Source organism: Streptomyces cyanogenus, assembly GCF_017526105.1.
Lineage (GTDB): Bacteria > Actinomycetota > Actinomycetes > Streptomycetales > Streptomycetaceae > Streptomyces > Streptomyces cyanogenus.
In genome coordinates, this window is record NZ_CP071839.1 from 3,826,342 (window position 1) to 3,841,810 (window position 15,469).

Consider the following 15,469-nt stretch of genomic DNA (forward strand, 5'->3'; position numbering starts at 1 on the left):
ATCAGGAGGTGCGCGCGCCGAGGGCGGGGAGGACCACGGCGTCGATGTACGAAAGGAGGAAGTCCTGCGTCGGCGGCTGCTCGTCGATCATGGTGCGGGCGGCGAACGCGCCGATCATCATGTGCATCACGAAGCCGAGCGCGGGGTTGTCCGCACGGACCTCGCCCCGGTCGACCGCGCGTTGCAGCACGCGGCGGAACTCCGCCATCTCCGGCTCGACGAGGTGCTCCCGGAACGCCTTGAGCAGATCCGGGTTGCCGTGCACCGCCATGGCCAGGCCCCGCATCAGCGCGGAGCTCTGCTCCATCTCGCAGTCGTCCGCACGCAGGGTGAGCGCGTGCAGATCGCCCTTGAGCGAGCCGGTGTCGACGTCGGCGACCCGGCCCGGCTTGTTGTGCCGCACGGCCTTGGCGACCAGTTCGGCCTTGCCGCCCCACTGGCGGTAGAGCGTGGCCTTGCTGGACCGGGTGCGGGCGGCCACGGCGTCCATCGTCAGGGCGTCGTAGCCGACCTCGCGGAGCAGGTCGAGCACCGCGTCGTACAGCTCGGCCTCGCGCTCGGGCGTGATCCGGCTGCGCCGTGCCGGGGCAGTGGCTTCTGTCATGCCGTCACCTTCCCGCTCCGGCTTTCCGTCTTCGTACCTCACCGACGATACCCCGCCAGTCTTCGAAACGAAACCGTTTCGTACGTGTGGTGGGTCACGAAGGTGAAGACCCCATAAGAAGACGCCACGAGTTGCTGGTGCCCTTTGACCGGAAAAGCATGGGGAGGTGAGCTATCTGCGCCTTCCCCACCTCAGCGGCGACCTGCTGTGCTTCGTCGCCGAGGACGACCTCTGGCTGGCTCCGCTCGACACCCCCGGCCGCGCCTGGCGGCTCACCGTGGACCGCACCAAGGCCGGCCACCCGCGCTTCGCCCCCGACGGCCGCCGGATCGCCTACACGACCTGGCGCAGCCTCGTCCCCGAGATCCACCTCGTCGACGTCGACGGCGGCCCCGCACGGCAGCTGACGTACTGGGGCAGCGCCGACACCCAGGTCTGCGGCTGGACCCCGGACGGCGACATCCTGGCCGTCGCCTCCCACGGCCAGCCCTTCTCCCACTTCACCTGGGCCTACAAGGTCCCCGCCGACGGCGACCCGGGCGGGCGGCTGCCCTGGGGCCCGGTCGCCGACATCCAGGTCGCCGACCTCGCCGGCGAGCGCAAGACCCTGCTGCTCACCGGCACCCCGCCGCACGAACCGGCCTCCTGGAAGCGGTACCGCGGCGGCGCCATGGGCCGGCTGTGGCTGCACGGGCAGCGCCTGTTGCCGGACCTCGACGGCCATCTGGCCTCCCCCCTGTTCGTCGCCGGCCGGATCGCCTTCCTCTCCGACCACGAGGGCGTCGGCAACCTCTACTCCTGCGCCTACGACGGCACCGACCTGCGCCGCCACACCGACCACGACGCCTTCTACGCCCGGCACGCCTCCAGCGACGGGGAACGGGTGGTCTACCAGTGCGCGGGCGACCTGTGGCTGGTGGACGACTTCTCCCCGGCCGGCGCACCGCGCAGGCTCGACGTCCGGCTCGCCGGCCCGCGCACCGGCCGCCGCCCCTACCAGGTGCCCGCCGCACAGAACATCGACGGCGTCTCCGTGGACGAGACCGGCCGGGCCAGCGCGGTCGTCGTCCGCGGCAGCCTGTACTGGCTCACCCACCGCGACGGCCCGGCCCGTACGATCACCGAGACGCCCGGCGTCCGGGTGCGGCTGCCGGAGATGCTGGGCTCCACCGGGCAGGTCGCCTACGTCACCGACGCCGAGGGCGAGGACGCCGTCGAGATCGCCCACCTCCCCCGCGCCACCGGCGCGCGCGCCCCCCGCCGCCCGGCCTCCGGAGACCTGGGCCGGGTCCTGGAGCTGGCCTGCGACCCCCAGGGCGAACGCCTGGCCGTCGCCTCCCACGACGGCCGCCTGCTGCTGATCGACGTCACGGAGGAGGAGGGTGCAGAGGATGCGGAGGAAAGGGAGGAAGGGGAGGGAGAGCCCGGTGCCGCCGGCCCGCGCGGGGAGGTCACCGAGCTGATCCGGTCCGCCAACGGCCCGGTCCGCGACCTCGCCTTCTCCCCCGACGGCTCCTGGCTCACCTGGTCCCACCCCGGCATCGGCCGCACCCTGCGCCAGATCAAGCTGGCCCGCATCAAGGACCGGCTGATCGTGGACGTGACGAACGGCCGCTTCGAGGACGAGAACCCGGTCTTCACCCGCGACGGCCGCTACCTCGCCTTCCTCTCCTGGCGCGGCTTCGACCCGGTCTACGACGTGCACACCGGCGACCTGTCCTTCCCGCTCGGCTGCCGCCCCTACCTGGTCCCGCTCTCCTCCGCGACCCCGTCCCCCTTCGCCCTCAACCCCGAGGGCCGCCCGGCCGCCGGCGGGCTCGACCCGCTGGAGGACGAGGAGACCGGTGAAGCCGGCGCGGTGACGGTCGAGGTGGAGGGCCTGGCGAACCGGGTCACGCCGTTCCCGGTCATCGCCTCCAAGTACTCGGCGCTGTACCCGGTCGCGGGCGGCGGCCTGGTCTGGCTGCGCTGGCCGATCTCCGGGGCGCTCGGCGAGACCTTCGCCAATCCCGCCGACATCAGCGGCCGCCCGACCCTGGAGTACTTCAACCTCACCAAGGCGAAGAAGGCGGAACTGGTCGACCACCTGGACTGGTTCGCGGTGAGCGGCGACGGCACCCGGCTGGTCGTCGTGGACGAGGGCGACCTGCGGGCGGTGCCGTCCACCGAGATCGGCGACGCCGACTCGACCGTCTGGATCGACGTACGCCGCATCCTGCACGTGGCCGACCCGCCCGCCGAGTGGCGCCAGGCGTACGACGAGGCGGGGCGGCTGATCCGCGCCTACTTCTGGGACCCGGGCATGTGCGGCATCGACTGGGACGCGGTGCTCGACCAGTACCGCCCCCTGGTCGAACGGGTCGCGTCCCCCGACGAGTTCGCCGACCTGCTCCGCGAGGTCCTCGGTGAACTGGGCACCTCCCACGCCTACGTTACCGCCGCCCGCCGCAACGAGGGCCCGTCCCACTACCAGCGCTGGCAGGGCCTCCTCGGCGCCAACTTCGTCCGCCGCGACGGCCACTGGGTGGTCAAGCGGATCCTGCCCGGCGACTCCTCCGACTCCAAGGCCCGCTCCCCGCTGGCCGGCACGGGCATCCGCGAGGGCGCCGTCCTCACCCACGTCGACGGCCGCCCGGTCGACCCGGTCACCGGCCCCTATCCCCTGCTCGCCGGCTCGGGCGGTACGACCGTGGAGCTGACCTTCCTGCCCGCCGAGGGCGAGACCGGGCACGCCCGGCGGGTCGCCGTCGTCCCGCTCATCGACGAACGGCCGCTGCGCTACCAGGACTGGGTGGCCAAACGCCGCGAGGTCGTACGCGAGTTGAGCGACGGCAAGTGCGGCTACCTGCACATCCCCGACATGGGCGGCTCCGGCTGGGCCCAGTTCAACCGCGACCTGCGCATGGAGGTGTCCCGGCCCGCGCTGATCGTGGACGTGCGCGGCAACGCGGGCGGGCACATCAGCGAACTCGTCATCGAGAAGCTGACCCGGACCATCCTGGGCTGGGACCTGACCCGGGAGGCGCAACCGGTGTCGTACACCTCGAACGCCCCGCGCGGCCCGGTGGTCGCGCTGGCCGACGAGGCGACCTCGTCCGACGGCGACATGATCACGGCGGCCTTCAAGCTGCTCGAACTCGGCCCGGTCGTCGGCCAGCGCACCTGGGGCGGAGTCGTCGGCATGACCGGCCGGCACCGCCTCGGCGACGGCACGGTCATCACCGTCCCGATGAACGCGGCCTGGTTCGACGCCTACGGCTGGTCCGTGGAGAACCACGGCGTCGCCCCCGACCTGGAGATCCTGCGCACCCCCCTCGACTGGGCGGAGGGCCGCCACGCCCAGCTCGCCGACGCGGTGGAACTCGCCCTGGAACTCCTGGAGTCCAACCCGGCGGCGGTTCCCCCCGACTACAGCGACGTCCCGAACCGCTCCCGGCCGAAACTCCCCCCGAGGGCGACCTGAAAACGAGGGGCAGCGCAAGAAGGGGCGCGGGGAACTGCGTGACCAGCCCCGACGCACCCGCACCCGACAGACGACCGAGCCCCCGAAAAGGAACGCAGGGCACCCCCCGAGACAGGGGGCACCCCACGTCAACCGGCCAAAGCCGAGCGCAGCGGCTAGGCGTCGTAGTCCCGGTCGAACCGGTCCTCCACCTGCTGCTCCGTGTCCTCGATGTCACGGTAGTTCTGACCGCCCCGCTCAGGCGGCTGCTGGCCCTGACGGCCCTGCTGCCCCTGGCGGCCCTGCTGACCGCGCTGGCCGATCTTCTCGCGGCCCTGGTCCATCTTCTCCTTGGCCTGGCGCGACTTGTCCTGGAACTGGTCCTTCATACCCATGTGGGTTCACTCCCGTGATGAGTGGGGGTTCGGCCCCTCTGTGGGGCCTCGACCAGGTTCACACGGGCGAACACGCGCTGCATGTCGATCAGTTACGGAGCGTAGTACGCGCGGCCTCGTCGGCCGCCCCACCTGCGCCGACGAGCCCGGAGCGCACCCCCTTCAGGCGCGGCGCGAACCGCTTCATCTCACGCTGCCCGACCGCCCCGATGAGCGCCGGCAGATATCCGCGCACCCCCTGCATGCCGCGCAGCCACCACTGCCCGTACACGTGTGCCGAGCGCCGCTCGATCCCGGCGACCAGCCGGTCCACCGTCGGGCCCAGCGGGTACGTCTTGTTCGCCGGCCACGTCAGCCGCTGCCGCAGCTCCCGCATGACGTCGTCCTGGTCGGCGCCGCGCACCATGTCGGTGTCGGTCCAGGACAGGTACGCGACGCCCACGCGCACGCCCTGGTAGCCGACCTCGGCACGCAGGCTGTGCGCGTACGCCTCCACGCCCGACTTGGACGCGCAGTACGCCGTCATCATCGGCGCCGGCGTGATCGCGGCGAGCGAGGCGACCTGGAGAAGGTAGCCGCGGCTCTCCACCAGCACCGGCAGGAACGCGCGCGCGGTCACCGCCGAGCCGATCAGGTTCACCTCGATCACCCGCCGCCAGGCCTGCGGATCGGACTCGGCGAACGGACCGCCGGTCGCCACACCGGCGTTGGCCACCACGATGTCGACCTTCCCGAAGCGCTCCTTCACCTCCTGCGCGACCCTGCTCATCGTCTCGTGGTCGGTGACGTCGGCGTACCAGTGGGCGCTGTCGCTGTGCAGCCGCCCGGAGACCTCCTTGAGCGCCTCCTCCTCCAGTCCGACCAGCGCGACCTTCGCGCCGCGCGCGGAGAGCTTGCGCGCCAGCAGCTCGCCGACGCCGCGCGCCGCCCCGGTGACGACCGCGACCTGCCCTTCGAGGCTGACCCTGCTCATGCGCCCTCCTTGATCCGACCGATCTGCTCGGTGTGCTTGGTCTGCTCGGTGTGCTCGGTCCGCTCGGCCTGCTCGGACCGCTCGGCCTGCGCGGGGATGGAACCACGCGCGGGAGCGGTCCCCGTGACGTACGCCCCGACGAGTTCCCGGATCCGGCCGGTCACCGGCTCCGGCGCCTCGATCGGGGTCATGTGGCCGACGCCGGGCAGCTCGGTCAGCCCGACGCAGTTCGGCAGCGCGGCGACCAGCGCCCGGGCGTGCACCGGGGGCGTGAGCCGGTCGTCCGTACCCTGCACCACCGCGGTGGGCAGGTCCAACTCCCGCACCCCGTGGTCGAGATCGAGCGCCGAGAGGACGGCCGACCAGGCGTGGCGCACGGCGCGCGGGCAGGCGTGCACGATCCGCGCGCACGCCTCCACCATGTGCGGGGCGGAACCGGCGCCCATGGTGGCGTACTTGAGGATGCGCTTGCCCACCGGCGTGACCGGCCCCAGGGGAGCGCGCGAACCGAGGACCCGCCCGGTGATCCAGGTGCGCACCCGCCCGGCGCGCAACGGCACCACGCGCGCCTCCGCGACCAGCCGCGAACTGCCCGTGCTGCACAGCAGGACGGCGGCGGCGTGCTCTCGGAAGCGGGGCCGCCCGGCCGCCGCCATGACCGTCATGCCGCCCATGGAGTGGCCGACGACGAGCGCCTTCTCCCCGGGCGCGAGCGTCTCCGCGAGCACCGCTTCGAGATCGTCCGCCAGCGCCCGGGGCGTGCACGCCGGGCTCGCGGGACTGCGCCCGTGCCCCCTCTGGTCGTAGGCGATCACCCGGTGGTCGGTGGCCAGGTCCCGGATCTGCGCTGCCCAGAAGGCCGTCGAGCAGGTCCAGCCGTGGGCGAGGACCACCGGGGGCGCCCCCTCGGGGCCGTGCACCTCGACGTGCAGCCGCGCGCCGTCGGCGGAGACGGCGGTGAGGGTGCGGGCCGGGACGGGCGGGGCGTAGGGGCCGTCCGCGGCCGAGGCGACGGGGCTCACGCGGCGGCCTCGCTCTTCCGCCCGGAGACCACCGCGGGCTTGCGGATCACCTCGTACTCCGCGAGGTCGACCCGCCGGGTCGCGCGCCGGAACTCGGTCGTCGTGCCCGGCCAGATGGTGGTGTTGCGACCGCTCGCGTCCAGGTACCAGCTGGTGCAGCCACCGGTGTTCCAGACGGTGCGCTTCATGCGCTCCTGCACCCTGTGGTTCCAGGCGTCGACGGCGGCGGGCCGGGCGACGAGGGCGGTACCCCCGCCGAGGACGTCCAGCTGCCGCAGATAGTCGGCCATGTAGTTCAGCTGGGACTCGATCATGAGGATCATCGAGGAGTTCCCGAGGCCGGTGTTGGGCCCGATGATCGTCATCCAGTTCGGGAACCCGGCCGCCGAGGCGCCGCGCAGCGCCCGCATGCCGTTCTTCCAGGACTCGGCCAGCGTGATGCCCTCCGCGCCCACCACCCGCTCGGCGATGGGCATGTCCGTGACGTGGAAGCCCGTACCGAAGATGATCACGTCGGCCTCGGCCTCCGTGCCGTCGGCCGCCACGACCGTGGACCCGCGGATCTCGCTCAGTCCGCTGGCCACGACGTCCACGTTCGGCCTGGTCAGCGCCGGGTAGTACGTGCTGGACAGCAGGATGCGCTTGCAGCCGATGCGGTAGTCCGGGGTGAGCTTGGCGCGCAGGGCGGGGTCCTTGACGGCGCGGGCCATGTTCCGCCTGGCGAGCTGCTCGATCAGGCCGAGTTCGTCCGGGTGCTTGGTGAACGCCTGCACCTGGAGTTCCCGGATGCCCCACAGCAGGCCACGCCGGGCCTGGGCGGTGACGGGCAACCGCCGGTGCAGCCAGCGTTCGGCACCACTGATCGCGCGGTCGACGCGGGGCATCACCCAGGGCGGGGTGCGCTGGAAGAGGGTGAGCCGGCCGACCTGCGGCTGGATGGCCGGCACGATCTGGATCGCGGAGGCGCCGGTGCCGACCATGGCGACCCGCTTGCCGCGCAGGTCGTGGTCGTGGTCCCAGCGGGCGGAGTGGAACACCTTGCCCGGGAACGACGCGAGCCCCGGGATCTCGGGGATCTTCGGGTCGGACAGCGGCCCGGTGGCGGAGACCACGACATCGGCCGACAGCGCCCCGCGGGTGGTCTCGATGTTCCACCGCAGGTTCTCGCCGTCCCAGGTCATCAGCTTGACCTCGGAACCGAGGCGGAGGTGCGGGCGCAGGCCGAAGAGGTCGGTGACGTGCTCCAGGTAGGCGCGGATGTGGCGCTGCCCGGAGAAGGTGCGCGGCCAGTCGGGGTTGGGCGCGAAGGAGAAGGAGTACAGGTGCGAGGGCACGTCGCAGGCGCACCCGGGGTAGCTGTTGTCCCGCCAGGTGCCGCCGACGCCGTCGGCCCGCTCCAGGACGACGAAATCGGTGATTCCCTCACGGCGCAGCCGCACGGCGGCCCCCAGACCGCCGAACCCGGACCCGATCACCGCCACCCGTACATGCTCGTGCTCGGCCATCCCGAAGCCTCCACGCATCACCTAGGAAACCTGCCAGTGATTACTGGCGCAATGGGACTGTAGAGCAGCTCCGTACCGAGCGGTAGGGGGCGGGAGAAGGAAGTTACCTCCGGTACGCCATAGGCTGCGGGCGTGGCAGAGGACGCAGAAACCCAGGAAGGTCCCCGCGAGTACCGCATGGAGGAACTGGCCCGGCTGGCCGGCGTCACCGTGCGCACCCTGCGCTTCTACCGCGAGCGCAAGCTGCTCCCACCACCCCGCCGCGAGGGCCGCATCGCCTGGTACGACGACCACCACCTGGCCCGGCTGCGCACCATCGCCGCCCTGCTGGAGCGCGGCCACACCCTGAACGGCATAGCGGAACTCGCCGAGGCCCTCGACCAGGGCCGGGACGTCGCCGACCTGCTCGGCGTCGGCACCCCCACCGAGGAGGAGCCGGTCCGCCTCACCCCGGAGGAACTCGCCGCCCGCTTCGAGGGCGAGGTCACTCCCGAGAACCTCGCCGCCGCCATGGAGCTGGGCTACCTCGGCACCGACGGCGACGAGATCGTCCACATCAGCCGGCGCCTGCTGGACGTCTCCTCCGCACTGGTCCGCGAGGGCATCCCGCTCGCCGAGGTACTGGCGGCCGGCGCCCGCGTCCGCGAACACGCCGACGCCCTGGCCGACCTCTTCACCACCCTGATCCTGCGGCACGCCCCCGAGGAGGACCTACGCCGCCTGCGCCCCCTGGCCCGCAGCGTCGTGGAGGCGGAACTCTCCCTGGCCCTGGACCGCCGCCTGAACAAGCGGGACTGAACGGGACCGAGCGGGATCAGAGGTCGTAGACGACGGTCACCGGCGCGTGGTCCGACCACCGCTCGGCATGCGTGGCCGCGCGCTCGACGTACGCCTTGACCGCCTTGCCGGCCAGACCGGCCGTGGCCCCGTGGTAGTCGATGCGCCAGCCCGAATCGTTGTCGAAGGCCCGGCCCCGGTACGACCACCAGGTGTACGGCCCCTCGGCGTCCGGGTGGAGGGCGCGGACGACGTCGACGTAACCACCGTCCTGCGCGTCGAAGACGCGGTCGAGCCAGGCCCGCTCCTCGGGCAGGAACCCGGAGTTCCTGGTGTTGCCGCGCCAGTTCCTGAGGTCGGCCTGCCGGTGGGCGATGTTCCAGTCGCCGCAGACGAGGACCTCGCGCCCGTCGGCGGCGGCCCGCTCGCGCAGTTCCTTCAGGTGGGCGAGGAACTCGCCCATGAAGCGGATCTTCTCGTCCTGCCGCTCGGTGCCGACCTCGCCGGAGGGCAGGTAGAGGGAGGCGACGGTGACTCCGGGCAGATCGGCCTCCACGTAGCGGCCGCTGCCGTCGAACTCCGCCGAGCCGAAGCCGACGCGGACGCGGTCGGGCTCCCGGCGGGTGTAGAGGGAGACGCCCGCGCGGCCCTTGGCGGCGGCCGGGGCGTGCACGACGTGCCAGCCGTCGGGCTGCCGGACCTCCTCGGGCAGCTGGTGCGGCTCGGCGCGCACCTCCTGCAGGCAGACGACGTCCGCCTCGGTCCCGGCGAGCCACTCCACGAAGCCCTTCTTCGCGGCCGCCCGCAGTCCGTTCACGTTCACCGAGGTCACAGTCAGCACCCGGGCACGATACCGGCACACTGGTCGCGGTCCGCAAAATCCAGGGCCCCACCCACTGCATAGAAGTACGATGCCCAGCATGATTATTCGCCGCGTTCGCTTCGATCACCCCGACGCCGTGAAGCTCAACGACGAGGTCCAGGCCGAATACCACCTGCGCTACGGCGACGGGGGCGACGCCACGACTCTCGACGCCACCGACTTCAATCCGCCCCGGGGTGTGTACCTCATCGCGTACGACGAGTACGACCGCCCGGTGGCCACCGGTGGCTGGCGCAGCCAGGACCGCAACGAGGAGGGCAACGAGGACGGCGACGCGGAGCTGAAGCGGATGTTCGTCGTCGAGCAGATGCGCGGCCGGGGCCTGGCCCGCCGCATCCTCGCGGCCCTGGAGGAGGACGCGCGCGCGGCCGGCCGGGTCCGCATGGTCCTGGAGACGGGCACCAAGCAGCCGGAGGCCATAGCCCTGTACACCTCCAGCGGCTACGAGCCGTGCGCCAAGTTCGGCTACTACCGCCACCACGAGGAAAGCCTCTGCTACGCCAAGCGGCTCTGACCCTCCCCCGGCCATCGACAGCGCCGATGGGGGCATCGGTTTCGTTCGCCGGCAGGCCGTGGACCCGGTGTCGTCCGGGCCCGTAGCTTCGTCTCGCGCCGGCCGCACGCGGGGGCCGGCGCGGACGGGGCTCCCCAGGAGGATGGCATGGGCACAACAGGCATGCCCGCGCGCACGGAGACGCGCGGCGCGGTCGAACTGACGGCGGCGATGCTGCTGTCCGGCACCATCGGCGTCTTCGTCGTCGAGTCCGGCGCCTCGCCGTTCACCGTGGTCTTCTACCGGTGCGTGTTCGGCGCCCTGTTCCTCGGCCTGTACTGCCTGGTCCGCGGCTTCCTCAAGAACCACGGCCTCACCCCGCGGAAGCTCGCCCTCGCCGCGCTCGGCGGCGTCTTCATCGTGTTCAACTGGGCGTTTCTCTTCGAGGCCTACGGCAGGACGTCCATCTCGGTGGCCACCGTGGTCTACCACACCCAGCCGTTCTTCGTGGTGCTGCTCGGCGCCCTGTTCTTCAAGGACCGCGTCACGAAGCAGAAGGGCGCCTGGCTGCTGGTCGCCTTCCTCGGGCTCGTCCTCGTCGCCGGCGTCTCCGTCTCCGACCTCTCCGGCGACGGCGCCTACCTCGTGGGCCTCGGCTACGCGCTGCTGGCCGCCCTCTTCTACGGCCTGTCCACGATCATCACCAAGCGCGTGACCGGCGTACGGCCCCATCTCGTCGCCCTGGTGCAGGTCCTGGTGGGCATCCCGCTGCTGCTCCCCTTCACCCGGCTCGGCCAGAGCACCCACCTCGGCACCGGCTGGGCCTGGCTGGCCGGCCTCGGCTTCCTGCACACCGGCGTCATGTACGCCCTGATGTACTCCGCGTACCAGAAGCTCCCCACCCCGAAGATCGCCGTACTGGCCTTCGTCTACCCGGCCGCCGCACTGCTGACCGACTGGGCCGTCTACGGCCACCACATCACCTGGGCCCAGGCCCTGGGCATCCCCCTGATCGTGGCCGCGTCCCTGGGCACCAACCTGGGCTGGCGCCCGGTGCGCCGCGAAGGCGGCCGGAAGGGCCGGGGCGGGCCCGAGCGGAGTTCGGATCAGGCCGGCGCGTGCAGCGGTGCGTCCTCCCGCATCAGCCGCTTCGCCTGGTCGATGAACAGCCGCAGCTCGCGGGAGAGCCGCCGGCCGCCGCGCCACGCCAGTTGCGTGTAGACGGAGAACGGGGCGTCCCACGGCAGCGCCGTCATCTCGCCCTTCTCCAGCTCGGCGGCGACGGTGACCACCGGCAGCAGCGAGATCCCCAGCCCGGAGGCCACGCCCTTCTTGATCGCCTCGATGGTGCCGAACTCCAGGAAGGGCGCGCCGCCGCGCACGGTCCGCAGCTCCGCCTCGAACAGGTCGCGGTAGGCGCACCCGGCCTCGGCCGCCAGCACGGACACCGCCGCGAGGTCGACCGGCGACAGTTCCCGGCGCCCTGCCAGCGGATGGCCGGGGGCCGCGACGAGGACCAGGGGTTCCTCGGCCAGCACCACCGTCTCCAGGCCCGGGTGCCGCGTCTCCTGCTCCAGGAGGAAGCCGATGTCGAAGCCGCCCTGGCGAAGCGCGTGCCGGGTCTCGGCGCACAGGCTCGGCCTGAGGGCGAGCTGCACCTTCGGATAGCGGTGGTGGAAGAACTCCAGCAGCGGCGGCATGCGGTAGGAGGTGATGCTCTCCATGGTGCCGATCACCAGCGTCCCCGACGGGCCGTCCCCGCCCGCCACATCGGCGCGTGCCGCCTCGACGAGCGTCAGGATCTGCTCGGCGTACTCCAGCAGCCTCTCCCCGGCGGGCGTGAGCCGGATCCGCCCGCCGAGCCGGTCGAAGAGCTCGACGCCGAGCGAGGACTCCAACCCGCGGATCTGGGTCGTCACACTCGACTGCGCGTAGCCGAGTTCCTGCGCGGCGCGCGTGAAGCTCAGCAGCGACGCGACCTTCTGGAACGTCACCAGGTGACGCAGCTCCATCGACAACCCCCCGTGCGCGGCCCCGGATACGACGAAGATCCCGACCGGTCATGATGACCGACGGGATCTCACGTCGTGCAGTGGACCTGAGGGGATTTGAACCCCTGGCCCCCTCGATGCGAACGAGGTGCGCTACCGGACTGCGCCACAGGCCCTTGCAACGAGTGAAACTTTAGCATCCCGATCGGGGTGCTTGGAAATCCGCTCCCTGACTGGTCAGGGCGGGGGTTTCCGGGGTGTGACGGGTGTCACTCGTTGGCCGCGCGGGGCCGGTCGCCGTCCTCGTACTGGTCGAAGAGGGGCGTGCGTCCGCGTTCCCGTGCCCGCCGTGCGGAGGCCGCGCGGCGGGTGTCGCCGTGGCCGCCCGCCGGCCGGTCCCCGGCTGCGGGTGCCGGTTCCCCGGCCTCGCTCTCGTGGGTACCGGCGTCCTGCTCGGGGATCACCGCGCTGGACCGCGCCGAACTCCAGGTGCCGGGCGCCCCCAGATCCACGTCGGAGGTGGCGCGCGGGGCGACCGGCGCGGTGACGTACGTCGGCAGGGGCACCGGTACCGGGTCCCAGCTGTCGCCGTGCCCGGGACGCCGCTGCCGCTCCCGCTGCTGGTCGACCCACTCGGCGTGGTCGGTCTGCTCCACGAGGGCCCGCCGGTCGGCGGCGAGCGTGGAGAGGCCGGTGTCCGTGCCGGTGTCCGCGCCCGGTTCCGTCTCGTCCGCCCCGGCGTCCGTGTCGAGGGACGCGCGCCGGTGCGGCTGGCGCTCGCGCAGCCGCTGGGCGGCGGCCTCGGCCTGGCGGCGGTCCATCTGGTAGGTGAAGCGGCGGCGCTCCTGCGCCCGCAGGTAGGCGATGTACGCGCTCAGCATGACGGCGGGCACGCCGGGCGCCCACAGGAAGGCGAGCCCGCCGACGGCGGCCACGATCGCGCCCAGCGTGAAGGCGAGGAAGAGCACGACAGTGGTACGCCGACGGCGCGCGAGCACCTTCGAGCGCTGGGCACGGGCCGCGGCTGCCTGCGCCGACGCCGTGGACTTCTGTGCGGGTACGGCCCCCGAGGCGTGCGCGGGGGCGGGCCTGGGCGCCGGTTCGACGGCCTGGCCGGGCGCCGGGTCCGCGCTGCCGGGTGCCTCGGGCCCGGCGTCCGCGGTGACCTGACGGCGGGTCGGAGGCACGGCGAAGGCCCGGACGTCCACCGAGTCGGTGACCGCGTCCGGATCGCCGGTGTCCGGCTCCCCCTCCTGGGTGGAGCGCGCCCGCAGGTCCCTGGCGTACCGGCGCTCCATACCCGCCCGTCCGGACAGCAGCCGGATGGCGGTGCTGAAGCGTTCCGTCGGACGGGCCTCGTTCAGCTCGTCCTGCCTACGGAGCCACATCGGCACCAAGTAGGCGGCCCAGGCCCCGACAATGACTGCGTAGATGAGGCCGCTGCTGCTCACGCCTCACACGGTAGAGGGGTTTGCGTGAGGCCATCCGCCAATTGGGCCGGTGTGTCGCACGATCTGGCTGATATTTCCAGCATTTTTTGCGACGGATGCGATCAGAGGACCACTCTGGCCGCGAATTCAGCGCCCGAAGTCGGTCAACGGCCGATCAATTTCGAACACATTTTCAATTTACTGGCGCTCGGTGCGCTGGGCCCCTTGGGAGCGCGCCCGCTTCCATCGCGCGAGCAACCCGTCGGGCACCTCTTCCGCGGTGAGCGCGAAGACGAGATGGTCCCGCCAGGCGCCGTCGATGTGCAGATAACGCGGCCGGAGCCCCTCCTCGCGGAATCCGAGTTTCTCCACCACCCGCCGGCTCGGCCGGTTCTCGGGGCGAATGCACACCTCGACGCGGTGCAGACCGACGGTACGGAAACAGTGGTCCACCGCGAGCGCGACGGCCGTCGGCATCACCCCGCGCCCGGCCACCGCCTCGTCCACCCAGTAGCCGACGTGCCCGGAACACATCGAGCCCCAGGTGATCCCGGCGACCGTCAACTGCCCGACCAGCCGCCCCTGGTACTCGATGACGAACGGCAGCATCCGGCCCGCGTTCGCCTCGGCACGCAGGTGCCGGACCATCTGGCGGTAGGTCGGCCGGTGCGCGATCGGTCCGCTCGGCGTGGGCGGCGGGATGGTCGCCTCCCAGGGACGCAGCCAGTCGCGGTTGCGCCGGTTCACCTCGCGCCAGGCCCGCTGGTCGCGCAGCTTTATCGGCCGGAGGACGACATCGCCGTCCGCCAGCACGACGGGCCAGGAAGGGCTGTTCAGCTCGCACCCCCGCTGCTGCCGGGTCTGGGGTGGTCACCGCCACGGATCTGGTCGACCGCGTGGACCAGCAGGGGCTCCAGTACGGCGAGCCCGTCGCGCACCCCGCCGGTCGACCCGGGCAGATTGACGATCAGCGTCCCTGCCGCCACCCCGGCCAGGCCCCGGGACAGCACCGCGGTCGGCACCTTCTCCCGGCCGTACGCGCGGATGGCCTCCGCGATGCCCGGCACCTCGTACTCCATCACCGCGCGGGTCGCCTCGGGTGTGCGGTCGGTGGGCGAAAGGCCGGTGCCGCCGGTGGTGACGACGACGTCGTACGCGGCCGCCACGGCCGCCCGCAGCGCCGCTTCCACCGGATCCCCGTCAGGCACCACCTGCGGCCCGTCCACGGCGAACCCGAGGTCCTGCAGGCCCTTCACGATCAGCGGGCCGCCCTTGTCCTCGTAGACGCCGGCGGCGGCCCGGTTGGAGGCGGTGACGACCAGCGCGGTGTACGGCGCCGGCGGAGCGCCCCCGATGCCGTCGTCGAATGTCATGCCCGACTCCAGTCGCCCGACTTGCCGCCCGTCTTCTCCTCCACCCGTACGTCCGTGATGACCGCCCCCTTGTCGACCGCCTTGACCATGTCGATCACGGTGAGCGCGGCGACCGTCACCGCGGTGAGGGCCTCCATCTCGACGCCCGTGCGGTCCGTGGTCTTCACGGTGGCCCGGATCTCCACGGCGTCGTCCGCGACCGACAGATCCAGTGTCACACCGGACACCGACAACGGGTGGCACAGCGGGATCAGGTCCGGGGTGCGCTTGGCCCCCATGATCCCGGCGATGCGCGCGGTGGCCAGGGCGTCGCCCTTGGGCACCCCCTCGCCGCGCAGCAGCTCGACCACGCGCGGCGAGACGAGGACCCGGCCGGCGGCACGGGCGGTGCGCGCGGTCACGTCCTTCCCGGATACGTCGACCATGCGGGCCGCACCCGCGTCGTCGAGGTGCGTCAGTCGGTCCTGCGCAGGGGGTCCGGGGGTCTCCCCCCGGGAAGGCACTGTCATGGCTGTGGCGCTCCCGGTCCCGGCCCGGCGCGGTGCGGAGCGCGGGCCTGCTGTGCGCGACACGGTACCGCC

15 protein-coding genes and 1 tRNA gene are annotated in these 15,469 nt (G+C 72.3%); 4 read left to right on the forward strand and 12 right to left on the reverse strand.

Annotated features, from left to right (window positions below):
* Position 1: 1 nt before the first annotated feature.
* A complete protein-coding gene (locus tag S1361_RS17050) occupies positions 2–604 on the reverse strand; it encodes a TetR/AcrR family transcriptional regulator (RefSeq protein WP_208032699.1) in 603 nt (200 codons plus the stop codon).
* Positions 605–770: 166 nt separating this feature from the next.
* Between S1361_RS17050 and S1361_RS17055 the strand changes: the two genes are divergently transcribed.
* On the forward strand, positions 771–4,067 hold the full coding sequence (locus S1361_RS17055) for a S41 family peptidase (RefSeq protein ID WP_208032700.1): 3,297 nt from the start codon (positions 771–773) through the stop codon (positions 4,065–4,067).
* Positions 4,068–4,222: 155 nt separating this feature from the next.
* Here the strand turns inward: S1361_RS17055 and S1361_RS17060 are convergent, their stop codons facing one another.
* From S1361_RS17060 to S1361_RS17075, 4 genes are all read right to left on the reverse strand, one after another.
* Positions 4,223–4,441, reverse strand: coding sequence for a hypothetical protein (locus S1361_RS17060; RefSeq protein ID WP_208032701.1), 219 nt, complete (start codon positions 4,439–4,441; stop codon positions 4,223–4,225).
* 88 nt (positions 4,442–4,529) lie between these two features.
* The gene (locus S1361_RS17065; RefSeq protein ID WP_208032702.1) at positions 4,530–5,414 is read right to left on the reverse strand and encodes an SDR family oxidoreductase; all 885 of its coding nucleotides are present in this window, start codon (positions 5,412–5,414) and stop codon (positions 4,530–4,532) included.
* Entirely contained in the window at positions 5,411–6,436 is a 1,026-nt protein-coding gene (locus S1361_RS17070; protein WP_208032703.1) for an alpha/beta fold hydrolase, read from the reverse strand. The genes S1361_RS17065 and S1361_RS17070 overlap by 4 nt, the downstream gene beginning before the upstream one ends.
* Positions 6,433–7,941, reverse strand: coding sequence for a flavin-containing monooxygenase (locus S1361_RS17075; RefSeq protein WP_208032704.1), 1,509 nt, complete (start codon positions 7,939–7,941; stop codon positions 6,433–6,435). The genes S1361_RS17070 and S1361_RS17075 overlap by 4 nt, the downstream gene beginning before the upstream one ends.
* Positions 7,942–8,118: 177 nt before the next feature.
* On the opposite strand from S1361_RS17075, the gene S1361_RS17080 reads away from it, so the two are divergent.
* Positions 8,119–8,739 carry a MerR family transcriptional regulator gene (locus tag S1361_RS17080; RefSeq protein ID WP_208036637.1) on the forward strand — a complete coding sequence of 207 codons (621 nt, stop codon included), beginning with the start codon at positions 8,119–8,121 and terminating at the stop codon, positions 8,737–8,739.
* A 16-nt stretch (positions 8,740–8,755) separates the two neighbouring features.
* On the opposite strand, the gene S1361_RS17085 is transcribed toward S1361_RS17080, so the two are convergent.
* Complete coding sequence (locus S1361_RS17085; RefSeq protein ID WP_208032705.1) at positions 8,756–9,559, reverse strand: exodeoxyribonuclease III; 804 nt, start codon at positions 9,557–9,559, stop codon at positions 8,756–8,758.
* Between the two features lie 79 nt (positions 9,560–9,638).
* On the opposite strand from S1361_RS17085, the gene S1361_RS17090 reads away from it, so the two are divergent.
* Both S1361_RS17090 and S1361_RS17095 read left to right on the forward strand, forming a co-directional pair.
* Positions 9,639–10,115, forward strand: a complete 477-nt coding sequence (locus tag S1361_RS17090) for a GNAT family N-acetyltransferase (protein WP_208032706.1) — start codon at positions 9,639–9,641, stop codon at positions 10,113–10,115.
* Positions 10,116–10,262: 147 nt separating this feature from the next.
* Positions 10,263–11,315, forward strand: coding sequence for a DMT family transporter (locus tag S1361_RS17095; protein WP_243769195.1), 1,053 nt, complete (start codon positions 10,263–10,265; stop codon positions 11,313–11,315).
* Here the strand turns inward: S1361_RS17095 and S1361_RS17100 are convergent.
* The 6 genes from S1361_RS17100 to moaC form a co-directional block, all read right to left on the reverse strand.
* On the reverse strand, positions 11,201–12,106 hold the full coding sequence (locus S1361_RS17100) for a LysR family transcriptional regulator (RefSeq protein WP_208032707.1): 906 nt from the start codon (positions 12,104–12,106) through the stop codon (positions 11,201–11,203). The genes S1361_RS17095 and S1361_RS17100 overlap by 115 nt on opposite strands.
* Before the next feature lie 81 nt (positions 12,107–12,187).
* Positions 12,188–12,261: transfer RNA gene (locus S1361_RS17105), tRNA-Ala, on the reverse strand.
* Positions 12,262–12,354: 93 nt separating this feature from the next.
* Complete coding sequence (sepX, locus tag S1361_RS17110; RefSeq protein WP_208032708.1) at positions 12,355–13,536, reverse strand: divisome protein SepX/GlpR; 1,182 nt, start codon at positions 13,534–13,536, stop codon at positions 12,355–12,357.
* Between the two features lie 177 nt (positions 13,537–13,713).
* On the reverse strand, positions 13,714–14,328 hold the full coding sequence (locus S1361_RS17115) for a GNAT family N-acetyltransferase (protein WP_208032709.1): 615 nt from the start codon (positions 14,326–14,328) through the stop codon (positions 13,714–13,716).
* A gap of 20 nt (positions 14,329–14,348) precedes the next feature.
* Complete coding sequence (locus tag S1361_RS17120; protein WP_208032710.1) at positions 14,349–14,888, reverse strand: MogA/MoaB family molybdenum cofactor biosynthesis protein; 540 nt, start codon at positions 14,886–14,888, stop codon at positions 14,349–14,351.
* Positions 14,885–15,397, reverse strand: a complete 513-nt coding sequence (gene moaC, locus S1361_RS17125; RefSeq protein WP_208032711.1) for a cyclic pyranopterin monophosphate synthase MoaC — start codon at positions 15,395–15,397, stop codon at positions 14,885–14,887. Before moaC ends, S1361_RS17120 begins: the two co-directional genes overlap by 4 nt.
* Between the last annotated feature and the right edge of the window lie 72 nt (positions 15,398–15,469).